Source organism: Streptomyces sp. NBC_00316 (assembly GCF_036158715.1).
Taxonomy (GTDB): domain Bacteria; phylum Actinomycetota; class Actinomycetes; order Streptomycetales; family Streptomycetaceae; genus Streptomyces.
This window is the reverse complement of the sequence record NZ_CP108023.1, coordinates 1,427,644-1,445,881: the sequence shown is the minus strand read 5'-3', so window position 1 is coordinate 1,445,881 and position 18,238 is coordinate 1,427,644. Positions and strand designations below refer to the sequence as shown.

The 18,238-nt window shown below is 70.8% G+C and carries 15 protein-coding genes and 1 pseudogene; 11 read left to right on the top strand and 5 right to left on the bottom strand.

Annotated features, from left to right (window positions below):
* Positions 1–392 precede the first annotated feature (392 nt).
* Both OG878_RS06495 and OG878_RS06490 read left to right on the top strand, forming a co-directional pair.
* Entirely contained in the window at positions 393–647 is a 255-nt protein-coding gene (locus OG878_RS06495) for a WhiB family transcriptional regulator (RefSeq protein WP_277330039.1), read from the top strand.
* Positions 648–715: 68 nt separating this feature from the next.
* A complete protein-coding gene (locus OG878_RS06490) occupies positions 716–2,326 on the top strand; it encodes a GMC family oxidoreductase (RefSeq protein ID WP_328885882.1) in 1,611 nt (536 codons plus the stop codon).
* Between the two features lie 40 nt (positions 2,327–2,366).
* Here OG878_RS06490 and OG878_RS06485 read toward each other — a convergent pair whose 3' ends face one another.
* Together OG878_RS06485 and OG878_RS06480 are read right to left on the bottom strand one after the other, a co-directional pair.
* Positions 2,367–3,341, bottom strand: a complete 975-nt coding sequence (locus OG878_RS06485) for an acyl-ACP desaturase (RefSeq protein ID WP_277330037.1) — start codon at positions 3,339–3,341, stop codon at positions 2,367–2,369.
* Between the two features lie 240 nt (positions 3,342–3,581).
* On the bottom strand, positions 3,582–5,213 hold the full coding sequence (locus OG878_RS06480; protein WP_328885881.1) for an ABC-F family ATP-binding cassette domain-containing protein: 1,632 nt from the start codon (positions 5,211–5,213) through the stop codon (positions 3,582–3,584).
* Positions 5,214–5,609: 396 nt separating this feature from the next.
* Between OG878_RS06480 and OG878_RS06475 the strand changes: the two genes are divergently transcribed.
* The gene (locus tag OG878_RS06475) at positions 5,610–6,938 is read left to right on the top strand and encodes a hypothetical protein (RefSeq protein WP_328885880.1); all 1,329 of its coding nucleotides are present in this window, start codon (positions 5,610–5,612) and stop codon (positions 6,936–6,938) included.
* A gap of 43 nt (positions 6,939–6,981) precedes the next feature.
* On the opposite strand, the gene OG878_RS06470 is transcribed toward OG878_RS06475, so the two are convergent.
* Positions 6,982–7,398, bottom strand: a complete 417-nt coding sequence (locus OG878_RS06470) for an SsgA family sporulation/cell division regulator (RefSeq protein WP_328885879.1) — start codon at positions 7,396–7,398, stop codon at positions 6,982–6,984.
* Between the two features lie 179 nt (positions 7,399–7,577).
* Between OG878_RS06470 and OG878_RS06465 the strand changes: the two genes are divergently transcribed.
* Entirely contained in the window at positions 7,578–8,675 is a 1,098-nt protein-coding gene (locus tag OG878_RS06465) for a WD40/YVTN/BNR-like repeat-containing protein (protein ID WP_328885878.1), read from the top strand.
* Positions 8,676–8,842: 167 nt separating this feature from the next.
* Here the strand turns inward: OG878_RS06465 and OG878_RS06460 are convergent.
* Positions 8,843–8,998, bottom strand: a pseudogene (locus OG878_RS06460) (YciI family protein); the annotation flags it as partial.
* A gap of 55 nt (positions 8,999–9,053) precedes the next feature.
* Here OG878_RS06460 and OG878_RS06455 point away from each other — a divergent pair.
* Together OG878_RS06455 and mmpA are read left to right on the top strand one after the other, a co-directional pair.
* Entirely contained in the window at positions 9,054–9,731 is a 678-nt protein-coding gene (locus tag OG878_RS06455; RefSeq protein WP_328885877.1) for an endonuclease V, read from the top strand.
* A 95-nt stretch (positions 9,732–9,826) separates the two neighbouring features.
* Positions 9,827–9,970: a morphogenic membrane protein MmpA gene (gene mmpA, locus OG878_RS06450; RefSeq protein ID WP_328885876.1), complete on the top strand. Its 144-nt coding sequence runs from the start codon at positions 9,827–9,829 to the stop codon at positions 9,968–9,970.
* Positions 9,971–10,007: 37 nt separating this feature from the next.
* Here mmpA and OG878_RS06445 read toward each other — a convergent pair whose 3' ends face one another.
* Positions 10,008–11,198: a saccharopine dehydrogenase family protein gene (locus OG878_RS06445; RefSeq protein WP_328885875.1), complete on the bottom strand. Its 1,191-nt coding sequence runs from the start codon at positions 11,196–11,198 to the stop codon at positions 10,008–10,010.
* 204 nt (positions 11,199–11,402) lie between these two features.
* Between OG878_RS06445 and OG878_RS06440 the strand changes: the two genes are divergently transcribed.
* Genes OG878_RS06440 through OG878_RS06420 form a run of 5 tightly spaced genes read left to right on the top strand, consistent with a single transcriptional unit; the run spans position 11,403 to position 18,182 of the window.
* Positions 11,403–12,545, top strand: a complete 1,143-nt coding sequence (locus tag OG878_RS06440) for a CaiB/BaiF CoA transferase family protein (protein ID WP_328885874.1) — start codon at positions 11,403–11,405, stop codon at positions 12,543–12,545.
* The gene (locus OG878_RS06435; protein ID WP_328885873.1) at positions 12,545–13,570 is read left to right on the top strand and encodes an LLM class F420-dependent oxidoreductase; all 1,026 of its coding nucleotides are present in this window, start codon (positions 12,545–12,547) and stop codon (positions 13,568–13,570) included. The genes OG878_RS06440 and OG878_RS06435 overlap by 1 nt, the downstream gene beginning before the upstream one ends.
* Positions 13,571–13,580: 10 nt before the next feature.
* Complete coding sequence (locus OG878_RS06430; RefSeq protein WP_328885872.1) at positions 13,581–14,723, top strand: acyl-CoA dehydrogenase family protein; 1,143 nt, start codon at positions 13,581–13,583, stop codon at positions 14,721–14,723.
* Between the two features lie 35 nt (positions 14,724–14,758).
* Positions 14,759–15,973, top strand: a complete 1,215-nt coding sequence (locus OG878_RS06425) for an acetyl-CoA C-acetyltransferase (RefSeq protein ID WP_328885871.1) — start codon at positions 14,759–14,761, stop codon at positions 15,971–15,973.
* A 37-nt stretch (positions 15,974–16,010) separates the two neighbouring features.
* The gene (locus OG878_RS06420) at positions 16,011–18,182 is read left to right on the top strand and encodes a 3-hydroxyacyl-CoA dehydrogenase NAD-binding domain-containing protein (protein WP_328885870.1); all 2,172 of its coding nucleotides are present in this window, start codon (positions 16,011–16,013) and stop codon (positions 18,180–18,182) included.
* Positions 18,183–18,238 lie beyond the last annotated feature (56 nt).

The following is an 18,238-nucleotide window of genomic DNA, read 5'->3' as shown; positions in this document are numbered from 1 at the left end:
TGAGACATATCGTGCCATGGGCCGATGACAGCGACGGCCGCTCGGGGGGCGGGCGGACCGCGTCGGAACGGGTACAGCAGGCCGCGCCGGGTGTTGCCGCACCTGCTGGGAACGCCCCAGTAGCCGCGCCGGCGCGGCGTGGGGGCGCAGTTGCGAGGGCCGTGCGTGCCGGGACGGGGCTCCCGGCACGCACGTGCCCTCGATCGCCACCCTCGACGAGATCCTGGAACTCCTGCGATCCCGGAGAAGGGGGGACGGCGACGCTCTGCGCGCGGCGGCCTCATCCGACCGGTCCGTGTCCTTGGGCTCCCGCAGACCGGCCTGAGGCTGAACGTCCCCGCATTGATGCATCGTTGATCAGTCGTTTATCGCGACCCGGCACTGTGTGCGCCATGCTGATCAACACCGTGACCGACCCCGCACTCGCCTGGCAGGAGACTGCGCTCTGCGCGCAAGCGGGACCCGAGTTCTTCTTTCCTGCCCCCGGCAGTTCCACGCGCGAGGCGAAGCAGCTGTGCAATGCCTGCGAGGGCCGGGTGGCGTGTCTGGAGTACGCCCTCGACAACGACGAGCGGTTCGGCGTCTGGGGCGGACTGTCGGAGAAGGAGCGGGAGCGGCTGCGCAGAGTTGAGCGCAACCGGGGCTGAAATCCCCCTGTACGTGCCACAATTCGGACCTGCGCGATCCTGAGTCCACAGCCCCAGGAGGAGCCGAGTTGAGCGAGTACGACTACATCGTCGTCGGGGCGGGATCGGCCGGCTGTGTGCTGGCCGCGCGGCTCTCCGAGGACCCCACCGTCCGGGTCGCGCTCGTCGAGTCGGGCGGGCGTGACCGAAAGCCGGAGATCCGGATCCCGGCCGCCTTCCCGAAGCTCTTCAAGACGGCGTACGACTGGGACTTCAGTACGGTGAAGCAGCCGGCCCTCGGCGGCCGCGAGCTGTACTGGCCCCGAGGCCACACCCTCGGCGGATGCTCGTCGATCAACGCCATGATGTGGGTGCGCGGCCACCGCGACGACTACGACACATGGGCCGAGTCCGCCGGGCCGGACTGGTCGCACGAGGCGCTCGTCCCGTACTTCCGCCGTGCGGAGCGGTGGACGGGCCCGACGGGCGGCGGCACGGTGTACGGCACCGAGGGGCCCCTCTTCATCTCGCCGCCCCGCGCCCCCAGCGCGCTGACGGCGGCCTTCCTCGACGCCTGCTCACTGGACGGTCTGCCGTTCCTCCCCGAGCTGAACGCCCCCGACCACAGCGGCTGTGCCGCCACCCCGGTCAGCATCCGCCGGGGCCGCCGCTGGAGCGCCGCCGACGGCTACCTCGGGCCCGCCCGTCGCCGGGCCAACCTCGACATCCTCACCGGCACGCGCATCCACGGCCTGGCCTTCGACGACGACTCCACGCGCGTGACCGGAGTCGTCACCGGACGAGGCCCCGGTGCGGCCACGCTCCGAGCCCGCCGCGAGGTCGTACTCAGCGCCGGAGCCATCGGATCACCGCAGCTGCTCCTGCGCTCCGGCATCGGCGACCCCGACCAGCTGACCCGGGCCGGCATCGACGTACGGGTCGTTTCCCCGGACGTGGGCCGCCACCTCCAGGACCACCTCTCCTTCGCCGTGACCGTGCACTGTCCGCAGCCGGTGACCATGACCGGAGCCGACAGCCTCGCCAATGTCGGCCGTTTCCTGCTGGCGCGGCGCGGACCGCTCACCTCGAACCTCGCCGAAGCCGTCGCGTTCATCCGGTCCACCCCGGAACTCGCCGCCCCCGACCTGGAGTTGATCTTCGCGCCGGCCCCGTTCATCGACCACGGCCTGACCCCGCCCACCGAACACGGCATCACCATCGGCGTGGTCCTGCTCCAACCCGAGAGCTCCGGACGGATCACCCTGGACCCCGACGCCTCCGGCAGCGGCTCGGGGCTCCGCATCGACCCCGGCTATCTGACCGCCGACGCGGACCTGCGGCGCATGATCGCCGGAGTCCGCCGTGCCGAGACCCTGTTCGCCGCCGCGCCCCTGGCCGTGCACACGTCGGGTCCGATGGGCCCGTACCCCGGCCCGGTCGACGACGCGCGCCTCGCCGAGGCGATCCGGGCCGGCGCCGAGACGCTCTACCATCCGGTCGGCACCTGCCGGATGGGCGAGGACCCGGAGTCGGTGACCGACACCCGGCTGCGGGTGCGCGGCGTGGCGGGCCTGCGGGTGGTCGACGCCTCGGTGATGCCACGCATCACCCGCGGCCACACCCACGCGCCCACCGTGGCCGTCGCGGAGCGGGCGGCCGAAATGATGCGTGAGGACGCACGGGTGACGGCCCACGAGTGAGCGGGCTCGTGGGCCGTCGGGAACTGCGGGGAAGGGTGGGTCAGGCGTTCGCGCGGGCCGCCATCCGTGCCTTGCGCGCGGCCAGCTTCTCGTCGAACTTGGCTGCCTCGCTGTCCAGGCCGCCCATGTACAGCCCCAGCTCCTCCTGCGCCTTCAGGCCGTCCGGGCCGAGCCCGTCGATGTCCAGGACCTTGAGGTAGCGCAGCACGGGCTGGATCACGTCGTCGTGGTGGATCCGCATGTTGTAGATCTCGCCGATCGCCATCTGCGCGGCCGCGCGCTCGAAGCCGGGCATGCCGTGGCCGGGCATCCGGAAGTTGACCACGACATCGCGCACGGCCTGCATCGTCAGGTCCGGGGCGAGCTCGAAGGCCGCGCCGAGCAGGTTGCGGTAGAAGACCATGTGCAGGTTCTCGTCGGTGGCGATGCGCGCCAGCATCCGGTCGCAGACCGGGTCGCCCGACTGGTGACCGGTGTTGCGGTGCGAGACGCGGGTCGCGAGCTCCTGGAAGGCGACGTACGCCACCGAGTGCAGCATCGAGTGGCGGTTGTCGGACTCGAAGCCCTCCGCCATGTGCGCCATCCGGAACTGCTCCAGCTTGTCCGGGTCGACCGCGCGCGAGGTGAGCAGGTAGTCGCGCATCACGATGCCGTGCCGGCCCTCCTCGGCGGTCCAGCGGTGCACCCAGGTGCCCCAGGCACCGTCACGGCCGAAGAGGGAGGCGATCTCGTGGTGGTAGCTCGGAAGGTTGTCCTCGGTCAGCAGGTTCACGACCAGTGCGATCCTGCCGATGTCGGTGACCTTCGACTGGTCGGCCTGCCAGGCCTCGCCGTCCTCGAAGATGCCGGGGAAGTTCCGGCCGTCGGAGAAGGGGACGTACTCGTGGGGCATCCAGTCCTTGGCGACCTTGAGATGGCGGTTGAGCTCCTTCTCCACCACCTCTTCCAGGGCGTACAGCAGCTGGGCGTCGGTCCACGCCTGTGAACTGCCGAGGTGGGGAGAAGTGATCGTCACGGGGGCTCCTGGGGACGGGAGATTTACCTACGGCCTCGTAGGTTACGAGAGCGTAGGTTAAAGCGCGAGTAAGGCGCCCGCCAAGCCCGTCTGCATGAAGTCCGATTACGTACCGTTATGTGTTCAGACTGCAAAGGGCGCGCCGGTGTACGGAGAGGTATCTCGCGGAGCCTGTCGAGCTTGGCGCACTCACCGAGGCAGGGCAAGGGGGTCGGCCCGGCCCCGACCCCCTTCCCCTGCTCAGCGCCCGGCGCGTACCTCCTCCACCGAGGTGTCGCGCAGATCGCCGTCGAGCAGCAGCCAGCGCGTGATCCCGAGCGACTCCAGGAACGGCACATCGTGGCTCGCCACGATCAATGCCCCCTCGTACGAGTCCAGGGCCTCTGTCAGGCGGCGCACGCTCGCCATGTCCAGATTGTTGGTCGGCTCGTCCAGCATCAGCAGCCGGGGCGCCGGCTCGGCCAGCAGCAGTGCGGCCAGCGTCGCCCGGAAGCGCTCCCCGCCCGACAGGGTGCCTGCGGGCCGGTCCGCCCGTCCCCCTTTGAAGAGGAAGTGCGCCAGCTTCGCCCTGATGCGGTTGGCCGTGGCGTCCGGTGCGAACCGTGCCACGTTCTCCACCACGCTCAGTCCGTCGTCGAGGACATCCAGCCGCTGAGGAAGGAAACGCAGCGGCAGATGGACGGTCGCCTCACCCGACACGGGTGTCAGTTCACCGGCGACGGTCCGCAGCAGCGTCGTCTTGCCCGCACCGTTGCGGCCCACCAGGGCGATCCGCTCGGGGCCGCGCAGTTCGAACTCGCCGCGCACCCGCGCCCCGTAGGCGAGTTCCAGATCACGCAGTACGAGCACACCCTGGCCCGGATGGACCTTGGTGCTCGGCAGCTCGACCCGGATCTCGTCGTCCTCCCGCACCGCCTCGACGGCGTCGTCGAGACGTTCCTTCGCCTCCGCCAGCTTCCCGGCGTGCAGGATGCGGTGCTTGCCCGCAGACACCTGGGCGGCCCGCTTGCGCGTGCTCATGACCGCCTTCGGTTCGCGCTTGGTGTCCCACATCTTCTGCCCGTAGCGCCTTCGCCGGGCCAATTTCATCTGGGCTTCGGCCAGGTCACGCTTCTGCCGGTGCACGTCGGCCTCGGCGACCCGCACCATTCGTTCCGCTGCCTCCTGTTCGACGGCGAGCGCCTCCTCGTACGCCGTGAGGTTTCCGCCGTACCACGTGACCGACCCGTCCCGCAGGTCCGCGATCTGGTCGACGCGATCCAGGAGTTCGCGGTCGTGGCTGACGACGACCAGGACACCCGTCCACGCGTCGATCGCCTCGTAGAGCCGCCCACGGGCAGACAGATCGAGATTGTTCGTCGGCTCGTCCAGCAGCAGCACCCCGGGACGGGCCAGCAGAAGTGCGGCGAGGCGCAGCAGCACGCACTCGCCGCCCGAAATTTCGCCGATCGTGCGGTCGAGGCCGATATGACCGAGGCCGAGCTGATCGAGAGTGGCGCGGGCGCGCTCCTCCACATCCCAGTCGTCACCCACGGCCGCGAACCGCTCCTCGCGGACGTCACCCGCCTCGATGGCGTGCAGCGCGGCCCGGGTGGCGGCGATGCCGAGGGCCGCGTCGACCGGCAGCGCCGTGTCCAGAACGAGGTTCTGCGGCAGGTAGCCGATCTCTCCCAGGGTCCGGACACGGCCGTCGGTGGGGGCGAGTTCACCGGCGATCAGCCGCAACAGTGTTGATTTTCCGGAGCCGTTGACACCGATGAGCCCGGTCCTGCCGGGTCCCACGGACAGGTGGAAGTCGTCGAAGACCTCACTGCCGTCCGGCCAGGCGAAAGCGAGCGATGAACAGGCGATGTGGGTCATGGATGCAGACATGAGGATCTCCCGGTTGCGACGGCGGATGGGCGGCAACGGGTGAGACACCGGTCAGGGCGTTCCACGGGCATGGCGCACGGCGCATGGCCAACGAGGAGCCCCGGTCGCGGAGGACGGCTCGAAGAGCTGAGGTCACACTCGGGCGCGCAGACACGACGGACCTGACAGACCTGAACAGGCCTGCAGCGTCCGGACACGGCGCGCGACGCGGTGTCTCACGACCTCAGAAGAGCAACGTCCTTCTCCGATCAGACGACAACAAGGACGTCACGAACGGTAGGACGGGACCGCGCGGCACGGCAACCGATTTACGTTGGACCCGGCCGCGCCGGTGCGTGCGGCGGGACGGGACGGGGCGGACGGATGACAGGTCGCTGGGCGGGCAGAGCCCTGAGGATGCTCACGGTGCTCTGCGCCGGCGCGGTGCTCACCGGCTGCTTCGCACCACAGCCACCGAGGTTCGGGGACGGCGTGTCCGTCCCCGCCGAGCAGCGGCGCATTCCGCTGACCGTTCCGCCGGGGCCGGACGGCAGCTGGTCGCTGCTCGAGGCCCGGGAGGGGCTCATCGGCGAGGGGCGCAAGCTCGCCCGGATCCCGCAGGAGGCAGCGGAGGGCGTACACGGCCCGGTGAAGGGCTGGACGGCGACCCTCCCCGCCGAGTTCGCGATCACCTCGCGGCTGCCGGGCCGGCCGCACTCGGCGGCCGGTCTCCGGCAAGGCATCGTGCTGATCGGCGGACGCACCGGCCGCACGGATCCGACCGCCGTCGCCCTCGCCGACCCCAGCAGCGGCGTCCTTCTCTGGAGGCATGCGCTGCCCCCGAACAGCAGGGTCCTGCTGCTGCCCGGCACCACCGGGCCGGCGCTCGGGGCGGCCACCTGCTCCGCCGCCGGATGCCGGTTCACCGCCTGGGACATGTACCGGGGGACGCGGCAGTGGAGCAGCAGCATTCCGGGGGCGTACCGGGTACGGACCCCGTGCGGCGCGGATGCGCTGGGCGGCCGCGATGTGGCCCCAGGGCTGTGCGAGCCGCTGGTCGTCGGCAAGGACCGGGTCGGCACCCTGGACGAGGAGACGCACCGCCCGGTGTGGATCCCCGGTCTGCGCCCTCCGGCCGGGACCGTCGACCGGGTCGACCGGTTCAGCTACCGGACCTTCCTGGTCACCGCGCCGGCCAAGGGGAACTGCCGCGCGACCGTCCTGGCAGCTGCTCCGCCGGGAGACGAACACAAGGGGTGGCGTTACGACTTCGTCTGGGACCAGCCGCAGGCCGCACGCGATCCGCACACCGGCTGCCGCTGGAACCCCGGTCTGCCGCTGAAGACGGCTTACGACCTGGTGCTGCCCGAGCGGGGCGGAGCCCTGGTCGTCGACCCGTACTTCGGCCCGGAGCACCATCCCCGGCGGCTCGCCGAAGGGGCGTACGCGGTCGCGGCGGACGGCAGGGGCCTGCCGGACCTGATCCGGGCCCCGGGCCGCCCCGACCGCCCGCTCGACCCCGCCCTTGCCGACCGCATGCGGACCAAGGCACTGGGGGCCGGGGCCCGGCAGGTGAGCGGCGACCTCTTCCAGTACGGGCGGAAACTTCTGCTCGTCGGCTACGACGGCACGGTGCGCTGGCGCGGGACGTCGGACTGCATCCCGTTCTCCGCGGTGACGCCCGGCGAGGTGACGTACTGCGACGGCCGGAACCTGGTGGAGATCAAAGCGGTGAAGAAGGACTGACCGGGGCCTGGGGAGTCCACCGGATCAGGTCGCCGGACTCCGCTCAGCGCGGCCCGCCGAACAGGTCCGCCAGACGCCGGTCGAGGTCCAGGAACCGGTGCTCCTGCCCGGACGGGACCAGCTCCTGCGCCCGCTCGAGGAAGTGACGCAACTCCGCCGTGCGGACATGCACCATCGCGATGCCCTCGGCGGCATGGAACTCCAGAACCGTGCGGTCGTAACCGAACGGCCTGATGCGTACGTCCCCGACACCGGCCGCCGCGTCCATGCCCTCGGCCAGCAGTTCGCGGGAGAACTCCCAGGAGACCTCCGTACCCTCCAGCGTCGCCGGGGCGGGGAACGCCATACGGACGGCGAACGGGTCCCTGCGGTCGTACTGCAGTGTGGCCGGAAGCGTCTCCATCCGTGGCGCGGATGCGACCATGCGCGCCTGCACGGACTGTTCGATAACGGTGGACAAGACCTGCTCCCCCTCGCGGCCGCGGACGGTACCCGGCACCGACTGAGACGACGGAAGCCTCTGATCCGTGCACCGGAGGTGACGTGAGCTTCGTCACCGCCGGCCCCCGGGGCTGCACGGCTCCCTGCCCGGCGGCGCACCCTGGACGGCGTTCTGTCGGTGCGTTAGCTTCCTGCGCCATGAGGCCCAAGGGGAAGACGAGACGACTGATGTCATGGGGACTGTGCGGGGCGGCACTGACCGCAGCACTGGTCACACCGTCAGCAGCGCAGGCGGCACCGGGGGAGCAGGGGCCCGGCCACCGCCCTGCCTGGACGCTCACACAGACGGGGACCGACGCCCGTTTCCGCGGCCTTTCCGCCGTCAGCAGCCGCACCGCCTGGGCCGCGGGCTCCCGGGGCACGGTCCTGCGCACCGCCGACGGCGGCCGCCACTGGAGCGACGTTTCGCCGCCCGGCGCGACGGAAGAGGCCCTGGAGTTCCGCGACATCGAGGCATTCGACGCGCGGCGTGCGGTGGTACTGGCCATCGGGGAGGGCGAGGCCTCCCGCGTGTTCCGTACGGACGACGGCGGGGCCACCTGGACCGAGTCCTTCCGCAACACCGACTCTCGTGCCTTCTTCGACTGCCTCACCTTCTTCGACAGCCGGCACGGGCTCGCCATGAGCGATCCGGTCGACGGCAGATTCCGCATCCTGTCCACCGCGGACGGAGGCCGCAGCTGGACGGTGCTGCCCACGGCCGGGATGCCGGAGGCACAGACGGGCGAGGCGGGTTTCGCCGCCGGCGGTCAGTGCCTGGTCAGTTCGGGGCCGAAGGACGTCTGGCTGGCGACGGGCGGCGCGGCCACCGCGCGGGTACTGCACTCCGCCGACCGCGGACTGCACTGGACGGCGACCACATCGACCATCCCGGCCGGGGACCCGGCACGCGGCGTCTTCGGGCTCGCCTTCCGTGACCGTACGCACGGCATCGCGGTGGGCGGCGACTACCGTGCCGATCAGCCGTCGCCGGACTCAGCGGCCGTCACGGGCGACGCAGGCCGCAGCTGGCAGCGGTCCACCACCCCGCCGGCCGCCTACCGCTCGGGTGTCGCCTGGATCCCGCACGCCCGCGCCACGGCACTCGCCGTCGGACCGACCGGGACGGATCTGACGACCGACGGCGGACGCACCTGGCGCACGGTCGACACCGGTTCGTACGACACCGTGGACTGCACACACGACGGCGGCTGCTGGGCCGCGGGCGAGAAGGGACGGATCGCTCGCCTGCACTGACACCTGGTCATCGTCGCCAGGGCGCCGCCACGGGACAGGGTTCGGGGCAACTCCTGGCGATACGGGGTGGGTTCGTCCGGTGAACTCCGTGATCCGGTACGTGCACACGCACCGGTGACGAAGGGGCCGGCCGCCGCGATCTTCTCGATCTGCGCGCGGTCGTCCCCGACGGCGAGGATCACCCCGCCTTCACGCGGGTTCCTGCGGCCGGACGCGAGAGGTGCTCCGGCCGCGTACTGCGCGCCCAGCAGGGCGGCATGCGCCTGCAGCAGCGCGTCGGCCTGCTCGATGGGGACGGTGCACGTCCACGCGAGTACGCACATGAACGGCACACCGCCGACAGCCCGTTCCGGCGGGACTTCTAAGCTGGCCGGCACCATGACGACGTTCCGCATGCCCGCCGACGCAACCGAAGCCCGCGCCATCCAGGACACCCTGCGTGCCCGAGTGGTGCTCGACGAGCCGGGGCCGCCGCCCGGCTCGGGACGGGTGACCGGAGTGGACGTCGCCTACGACGACGAGCGCGATGTCGTCGTGGCGGCGGCGGTCGTGCTCGACGCGGCGACGCTGGACGTGATCGCGGAGGCCACCGCCACCGGCCGGGTCACCTTCCCGTACATCCCGGGACTGCTCGCCTTCCGGGAGATCCCGACCGTGCTGGATGCGCTGGAGGCACTTCCGGTCGACCCCGGACTCGTCGTCTGCGACGGCTACGGCAGGGCCCACCCGCGCCGCTTCGGGCTCGCCAGTCATCTGGGCGTGCTCACCGGGCTTCCCGTCTTCGGCGTCGCCAAGAACCCGTTCACCTTCACGTACGAACAGCCGGGCCCCCGGCGCGGCGACTCCTCCCCGCTCCTCGACGGGGCCGAGGAGGTGGGCCGGGCACTGCGCACGCAGGACGGCACCAAGCCGGTGTACGTATCCGTCGGACACCGGACCGGTCTGGACAACGCCTGCGCACACACGCTCCGGCTGGCCAGGGACTTCCGCCAGCCGGAGACCACCCGAAGGGCCGACGCGCTCTGCCGGCAGGCCCTCAGGGAAGCAACCGCCTGAGGGCTGCGGAAACGCGCCCACGCGTGCCTGCGGGCCCCGCATCTGAGTATGTGTACGGATATCCCTTGTCGATCATGACCGGCATTCTGGTGCGTATGACCGATCATCGAACGAACACACGTCCCGGAACCGTCTATGTCGCCCAGCGGCGCCTCGCCATCGGCATGACCCTGGGTGTCCTCGCGGGAGTGGTGTGGACCGTCTCGATGATCTTCACGCTCGTGTCCTGGGCGTTCTGATCCCCGGATCGGCCCACCCGCCCCGGCGCCGGTCCGCTCAGCGGACCGCCGCGACCCGGAAGCGCAGCCCTGCCCCGCGCAGCCGCTCCAGCAGCGCGTCGCCCATTGCGACAGCCGTGGTGACCTGCCCGGACGTCGGTGGAAGTTCGTCCAGAGCGAGGCAGAGCGCGGACTGCGCGAGCATCTTCGCCGTCTCGTCGTAGCCGGGGTCACCGCCGGACACCTCGGTGAAGACGCGGCGGCCGCCGCCCTCGCCGACGAAGCGCACCGTGAACCAGCTCCGCCCGCGACGCTCCGCGTTCGGCCCCTCGCCCGGCTCGTACCGGTCCATCAGCCAGTTCCGCGCGGCAGGCAGCTGCGCCGCACCCAGCAGAGCGGCGATCGCCGCCGTTCCGCCGAGCGCCACCGGCAGGCTCTTCACCGAGGCGAAGTGGCGGTAGCGGAAGTCGGGACCGTACCGCGCGAGCCTGCGCGCCGAGCGTTCGACGACCTGCGGGTCCAGTGTCGGCAGGGGCAGTGCCCAGGTGCCGGTCTCCCCACTGAAGTGCGGGATGCCGAGCGGGGCGCGGGCGCGGCGGCCGACCAGGCGCGGTTCGTGCAGCCGGCGCTCGTGGGAGGTGCGCAGCATCTGCGGGCCGCGGCCCATCGCGGTGAGCGCGGAGGCGAACGTACCGCCGGAGAAGACGGCATTGCTGCGGACGAAGCCGTCGATCGTCAGCGGCACGTCCTGCGGCAGCTGCTGGACGGTGAAGTACACCCCGAGGTCGTGCGGTACGGAGTCGAAGCCGCAGGCGTGCACGAGGCGTGCCCCGGTCTCACGGGCCCGGGCGTCGTGCTCCAGGAACATCCGGTCGACGAACTCCGCCTCGCCGGTCAGGTCCGCGTAGTCCGTACCGGCCTCGGCGCAGGCGGCGACCAGCTTCTCGCCGTGCCAGACGTACGGGCCGACCGTCGAGGCCACCACGTGCGCCGATTCGGCCAGTTCGCGCAGCGCGTCGGGGTCGTCGGCGTCCGCGTGCAGCAGGGGCAGGTCCGCACAGCGCGGATCGACGGCGGTCAGGCGCTCGCGCAGCTTCTCCAGCTTGGCCGGGCTGCGGCCCGCCAGCGCCCAGCGGCAGCCGTCGGGCGCGTTCGCGGCGAGATATTCGGCGGTGAGCGCACCCACGAAGCCGGTGGCGCCGAAGAGGACTATGTCATAAGGGCGTTGTGCCCCGTTCTGCCTGTTCACGAGTGCCTCCGCAGGGCGCCGGCGCCGATGTAGCAGGCAGAGGGTAGCCGAGGGGGTCGTGGCGGTGTGCAACCGGGCGGCGATCGTGGGGGAGGATCGAGAAGAAGAACTAAGCGCTTGCTCGGCCCAAGGGGTTGTGCGGAGCGCGGCGCGTTCTTAGCATCATCGCTGTTACATCAGTTGTGTCACACCGCTGGGGGCTTGATGGCAACGACAGTGCGCGGCCCATTGGCGGGCGTACGCGTGGTGGAGCTGGCGGGCATCGGCCCCGGCCCGTTCGCCGCGATGCTCCTGGCCGACCTCGGCGCCGACGTCGTCAGGGTCGACCGGCCCGGAGGCCCGGGGCTGGGCATCGACCCCGCCTGCGACCTCACCAACCGCAACAAACGTTCCGTGCTCGTCGACCTCAAGGCCGAGGACGGTCCGGGCCGGGTCCTCGACCTGGTCGAACGCGCCGACATCCTGATCGAGGGCTACCGGCCGGGCGTCGCCGAACGTCTCGGCGTCGGCCCCGACGCCTGTCTGGCCCGTAACCCGAAGCTCGTCTACGGGCGGATGACCGGCTGGGGCCAGGACGGGCCGCTCGCCGAACGGGCCGGACACGACATCGCGTACATCGCCCTCACCGGCACGCTCTCCATGATCGGCAAGCCCGGCGAGCCGCCCACCGTCCCCGCCAATCTGGTCGGCGACTACGCCGGCGGCTCGCTCTACCTCGCCGTCGGCGTCCTCGCCGCCCTCCAGCACGCGCGGACCCCCGGCGGCACGGGTCAGGTCGTGGACGCGGCGATCGTCGACGGCGCCGCCCACCTCGCCACGATGATCCACGGGATGCTGGCGGCGGGCGGCTGGCAGGACCGGCGCGGCTCCAACCTGCTGGACGGCGGCTGTCCGTTCTACGGCTCGTACGAGACGGCCGACGGCCAGTACATGGCGGTCGGCCCGCTGGAGCAGCAGTTCTACGACGAGTTCATCAAGCTCCTCGGCATCGAGGACCGGGTCCCGGACCGCAAGGACGTCACCCGCTGGGAGGAGCTGCGCACGGTCGTCGCCGACCGGTTCAGGACCCGGACGCGCGCGGAGTGGACCGAGGTCTTCGAAGCCACGGACGCCTGTGTGGCCCCGGTCCTCTCGCTCCGCGAGGCCCCGCACCACCCGCACCTCGCCGCCCGCTCCACCTTCGTCGAGCACGGCGGCCTCACCCAGCCGGCCCCCGCGCCACGCTTCTCCGCCACCCCTGTCTCCGTACGCAGCGGACCCGCGCAGCCCGGCGCGGACACCGAGGACGTCGCCCGCGACTGGGACGTACCGAGCATGCACCGGCCCCGGAAGGACACCGCCCACTGATGGAACTCTCCCTGCCGCTGAACTATGCGGGCGACCCGCGTGAGGCCTGCGACCAGGTCGCCGCGCTGGAGTCCGCCGGACTCGACGCCGTCTGGGTCGCCGAGGCGTACGGCTTCGACTCTCCCACCCTCATGGGTTATCTGGCCGCCCGTACCCAGCACATGAAGATCGGTGCGGCGATCCTGAACGTCTACTCCCGCACCCCCGCCCTGATCGCCCAGACCGGCGCCGGACTCGATGCGATCTCCGGCGGCCGGGCGCTGCTCGGGCTCGGCGCGTCCGGGCCGCAGGTCGTCGAGGGCTGGCACGGCAAGGCGTACGACAAGCCGCTCGGCAGGACCCGCGAGACCGTGGAACTGTGCCGCCGGATCTGGCGCCGCGAGGTCATCGACCACCACGGCATCACCGACATGCCGCTGCCCAAGGAGAAGGGCGGCCGGCTCGGCAAGCCGCTGAAGATCCTCACCCGTCCCGTGCGCGAGGAGATCCCGCTCTACATCGCCTCGCTCGGCCCCGCCAACGTCCGGCTGACCGCAGAGATCGCCGACGGCTGGCTGCCCACTCTCTACCTCCCCGAGAAGGCCCAGCAGGTGTGGGGCGCGGCCCTCGCCGAAGGCGCCGCCGAGCGCGACCCGGCGCGCGGACCGCTGCAGACCGTCGCCGGCGGACTCCTCGCCATCGGCGACGACGCGGCCGCGCTCAGGGACCTCGCCCGCCCGCAGATCGCGCTGTACGTCGGCGGCATGGGCGCCAAGGGCAAGAACTTCTACAACGACCTCGCCGTCGCGTACGGATACGAGAAGGAGGCCGCGCTCATCCAGGAGCTCTACCTCTCCGGGAGGAAGAAGGAGGCCGAGGCCGCCGTCCCGGACGAATTCTGCGAGCTCATGTCACTGTGCGGGCCCGAGGGGTACGTACGCGACCGCGTCGAGGCGTTCCGCGAGTCGGGCGTCACCATGCTCAACGTCATCCCGGTCGGGTCCGATCCGGCCCGGCTGATCTCCACCGTCAAGAACTGGCTCTAGGAGGCCCGCCGTGGAGCGGCAGATCTTCACCGAGGAGCACGACGCGTTCCGCGAGACCGTCCGCACCTTCCTGACCAAAGAAGTCCTTCCGTACTACGAGCAGTGGGAGAAGGACGGCATCGTCTCGCGCGAGGCGTGGCTCGCGGCCGGCCGGCAGGGACTGCTCGGCCTCGCCGTGCCCGAGGAGTACGGGGGCGGCGGCACCACCGACTTCCGCTACAGCGCCGTCCTCTCCGAGGAGTTCACCCGGGCCGGCACGCCCGGGCTCGCGCTCGGCCTGCACAACGACATCATCGGCCCCTACCTCACCGGCCTCGCCACCGACGAGCAGAAGCGGCGCTGGCTGCCCGGCTTCTGCAGCGGCGAGATCATCACCGCCATCGCGATGACCGAACCCGGCGCGGGCTCCGACCTCCAGGGCATCCGCACCACCGCCGAGGACAAGGGCGACCACTGGCTGCTCAACGGCTCCAAGACGTTCATCTCCAACGGCATCCTCGCCGACCTGGTCGTCGTCGTCGCGAAGACCACCCCGGAGGGCGGTGCGAAAGGGCTCTCTCTGATCGTCGTCGAACGCGGCACGGAGGGCTTCGAGCGGGGCCGCAACCTCGACAAGATCGGCCAGAAGTCCCAGGACACGGCCGAACTCTTCTTCAACGACGTCCGCGTCCCCAAGGAGAACCTGCTCGGCGAGCGCGACGGCGCGTTCATCCACCTGATGACCAACCTGGCGCAGGAGCGGATGGGCATAGCGGTCGCCGGGATCGCCGCCGCCGAGTACCTCCTGGAGATCACCACCCAGTACGTCAAGGAGCGCGAGGCCTTCGGGCGGCCGCTCTCCAAGCTCCAGCACATCCGGTTCGAGATCGCCGAGATGGCCACCGAGTGCGCCGTCACCCGGACCTTCGTCGACCGGTGCATCGTCGACCACTCGGACGGGAAGCTGGACGCCGTACACGCGTCGATGGCCAAGTGGTGGGCCACCGAACTGCAAAAGCGCGTCGCCGACCGCTGCCTTCAGCTCCACGGCGGCTACGGCTACATGACGGAGTACCGGGTCGCCAAGGCGTTCACCGACGGCCGCATCCAGACCATCTACGGCGGAACGACCGAGATCATGAAGGAGATCATCGGCCGCTCGCTGCTCGCCTGACCCCGACGATCGACCACCCTCGAAAGGCTGCTGTCTTGAGTACCGAAGCATTTGTCTACGACGCGATCCGCACCCCGCGCGGCCGCGGCAAGGCCAATGGCGCCCTGCACGGCACCAAGCCGATCGACCTCGTCGTCGGCCTCATCCACGAAATCCGCAACCGCTTCCCCGGCCTGGACCCGGCCGCCATCGACGACATCGTCCTCGGCGTGGTCAGCCCGCTCGGCGACCAGGGCTCCGACATCGCCCGGATCGCCGCGATTGCCGCCGGGCTCCCGGACTCGGTGGCCGGCGTACAGGAGAACCGCTTCTGCGCCTCCGGTCTGGAGGCCGTCAACCTGGCAGCCGCCAAGGTCCGTTCGGGCTGGGAGGACCTGATCCTCGCGGGCGGCGTCGAGTCCATGTCCCGCGTACCCATGGGCTCCGACGGCGGGGCCTGGGCGATGGACCCGATGACCAACTACGAGACCGGCTTCGCCCCGCAGGGCGTCGGCGCCGACCTCATCGCCACCATCGAGGGCTTCTCGCGCCGGGACGTCGACGAGTTCGCCGCGCTCTCCCAGGAGCGGGCCGCCGAGGCGTGGAAGGACGGCCGCTTCGCGCGCTCCGTCGTCCCGGTGAAGGACCGCAACGGCCTCGTCGTCCTCGACCACGACGAGCACATGCGCCCCGGCACCACCGCTGACTCGCTGGCGGCGCTCAAGCCCTCGTTCGCCACGGTCGGCGAGCTGGGCGGCTTCGACGCCGTGGCACTGCAGAAGTACCACTGGGTCGAGAAGATCGACCACGTCCACCACGCGGGCAACTCCTCCGGCATCGTGGACGGCGCCGCACTCGTCGCCATCGGCAACAAGGAGACCGGCGAGCGGTACGGCCTCACGCCGCGCGCCCGGATCGTCTCCGCCGCGGTCTCCGGTTCCGAGCCGACCATCATGCTGACCGGCCCCGCGCCCGCCACACGCAAGGCACTCGCGAAGGCTGGACTCACCATCGACGACATCGACCTCGTCGAGATCAACGAGGCGTTCGCCGGTGTCGTGCTGCGCTTCGCCCGGGACATGGGGCTCTCCCTCGACAAGATCAACGTCAACGGCGGCGCCATCGCGCTCGGCCACCCGCTCGGTGCCACCGGCGCGATGATCCTCGGCACGCTCATCGACGAACTGGAGCGCCAGGACAAGCGGTACGGCCTCGCCACCCTCTGCGTCGGCGGCGGCATGGGCATCGCCACCGTCATCGAGCGTCTCTGACCGCCCCGGCCACCCCTTGCTTACGGAGAACACCGCAATGACCGAGAGCACGACCATCCGCTGGGAACAGGACGAGACCGGCGTCGTCACCCTCGTACTCGACGACCCCAACCAGTCCGCCAACACGATGAACCAGGCCTTCAAGGACTCCATCGCGGCCATCGCCGACCGCGCGGAAGCCGAGAAGGACGCCATTCGCGGCATCATCTTCACCTCCGCCAAGAAGACTTTCTTCGCGGGCGGCGACCTCAAGGACATGATCAAGGTCGGTCCCGAGAACGCCCAGGACGCCTTCGATGTCGGCACCGCCATCAAGCACTCGCTGCGCCGCATCGAGACCCTCGGCATCCCCGTCGTCGCCGCCATCAACGGAGCGGCCCTCGGCGGCGGTTACGAGATCGCGCTCGCCTCTCACCACCGCATCGCCCTCGACGCGCCCGGCTCCCGCATCGGCCTGCCCGAGGTCACCCTCGGCCTGCTGCCCGCGGGCGGCGGCGTCACCCGCACCGTACGCCTCATGGGCGTCGCCGACGCGCTCCTGAAGGTCCTCCTCCAGGGCACCCAGTACACCCCGAAGCGCGCCCTGGAGAACGGCCTCGTCCACGAGGTCGCGGCCACGCCCGAGGAAATGCTCGACAAGGCACGCGCCTTCATCGACGCCCACCCCGAGTCCCAGCAGCCCTGGGACGTCAAGGGCTACAAGATCCCCGGCGGCACCCCGTCCCACCCGAAGTTCGCCGCCAACCTGCCCGCCTTCCCGGCCAACCTGAAGAAGCAGCTCGCGGGCGCCCCCATGCCGGCGCCCCGCAACATCCTCGCCGCCGCCGTCGAGGGCTCCCAGGTCGACTTCGAGACCGCGCTGACCATCGAGGCCCGGTACTTCACCGAGCTCGTCACCGGCCAGGTCGCGAAGAACATGATCCAGGCGTTCTTCTTCGACCTGCAGGCCGTCAACTCCGGCGCCAACCGCCCCAAGGGCGTCGAGGAGCGCCAGGTCACCAAGGTCGCCGTCCTCGGCGCCGGGATGATGGGCGCCGGGATCGCGTACTCCTGCGCCCGCGCCGGCATCGAGGTCGTCCTCAAGGACGTCTCCACGGAGGCGGCCGCCAAGGGCAAGGCGTACAGCGAGAAGCTCCTTGCCAAGGCGCTCTCCCGGGGCCGTACGACCGAGGCGAAGCGCGACGAGCTGCTCGCCCGCATCACCCCGACCGGGGACCCGGCCGACCTGGCCGGCTGCGACGCCGTCATCGAGGCGGTCTTCGAGGACACCGCGCTCAAGCACAAGGTGTTCCAGGAGATCCAGGACATCATCGAGCCCGACGCGCTCCTCTGCTCCAACACCTCGACCCTGCCGATCACGGTCCTCGCCGAAGGCGTCTCACGTCCCGCCGACTTCATCGGCCTGCACTTCTTCTCGCCCGTCGACAAGATGCCGCTCGTCGAGATCATCAAGGGCGAGCAGACCGGCGACGAAGCCCTGGCGCGCGCCTTCGACCTGGTCCGGCGGATCCAGAAGACGCCGATCGTCGTCAACGACTCGCGCGGCTTCTTCACCTCGCGTGTCATCGGCCAGTTCATCAACGAGGGTGTCGCCATGGTCGGCGAGGGCGTCGAGCCCGCGTCGGTCGAGCAGGCGGCGGCGCAGTCCGGCTACCCGGCCAAGGTCCTCTCGCTGATGGACGAACTGACGCTGACCCTGCCGCGCAAGATCCGCAACGAGACGAGGCGCGCTGTCGAGGAGGCCGGCGGAACCTGGGCCGGGCACCCCGCGGACGCGGTCATCGACCGGATGGTCGACGAGTTCGGACGCACCGGACGCAGCGGCGGCGCGGGCTTCTACGCGTACGACGAGGACGGCAAGCGGGCCGGGCTCTGGCCGGGGCTGCGCGAGCACTTCACGAAGGCCGGCACCGACATCCCCTTCATCGACATGAAGGAGCGGATGCTCTTCTCCGAGGCGCTGGACAGCGTCCGCTGCCTGGAGGAGAACGTCCTCATCTCGGTCGCCGACGCCAACATCGGCTCGATCATGGGCATCGGCTTCCCGCCGTGGACCGGAGGCGTGCTCCAGTACATCAACGGGTACGAAGGCGGCCTGCCCGGCTTCGTGGCGCGCGCCCGGGAACTCGCCGAGAAGTACGGCGACCGGTTCCTGCCGCCCGCGCTGCTGCTGGAGAAGGCCGAGAAAGGCGAGACCTTCCACGACTGACGGGCGGTGCGGCGGGCCACGTACGGCCGGAGGCTGCGGCATCCGCACCCTCCGGC

What these genes read in the sequence shown, in the direction of transcription:
- OG878_RS06495 (WP_277330039.1), top strand. Translation starts at nt 393, where the DNA reads ATGCTGATCAACACCGTGACCGACCCCGCACTCGCCTGGCAGGAGACT.
- OG878_RS06480 (WP_328885881.1), bottom strand. Translation starts at nt 5,213, where the DNA reads ATGTCTGCATCCATGACCCACATCGCCTGTTCATCGCTCGCTTTCGCC.
- OG878_RS06475 (WP_328885880.1), top strand. Translation starts at nt 5,610, where the DNA reads ATGCTCACGGTGCTCTGCGCCGGCGCGGTGCTCACCGGCTGCTTCGCA.
- OG878_RS06465 (WP_328885878.1), top strand. Translation starts at nt 7,578, where the DNA reads ATGAGGCCCAAGGGGAAGACGAGACGACTGATGTCATGGGGACTGTGC.
- OG878_RS06455 (WP_328885877.1), top strand. Translation starts at nt 9,054, where the DNA reads ATGACGACGTTCCGCATGCCCGCCGACGCAACCGAAGCCCGCGCCATC.
- mmpA (WP_328885876.1), top strand. Translation starts at nt 9,827, where the DNA reads ATGACCGATCATCGAACGAACACACGTCCCGGAACCGTCTATGTCGCC.
- OG878_RS06440 (WP_328885874.1), top strand. Translation starts at nt 11,403, where the DNA reads ATGGCAACGACAGTGCGCGGCCCATTGGCGGGCGTACGCGTGGTGGAG.
- OG878_RS06435 (WP_328885873.1), top strand. Translation starts at nt 12,545, where the DNA reads ATGGAACTCTCCCTGCCGCTGAACTATGCGGGCGACCCGCGTGAGGCC.
- OG878_RS06420 (WP_328885870.1), top strand. Translation starts at nt 16,011, where the DNA reads ATGACCGAGAGCACGACCATCCGCTGGGAACAGGACGAGACCGGCGTC.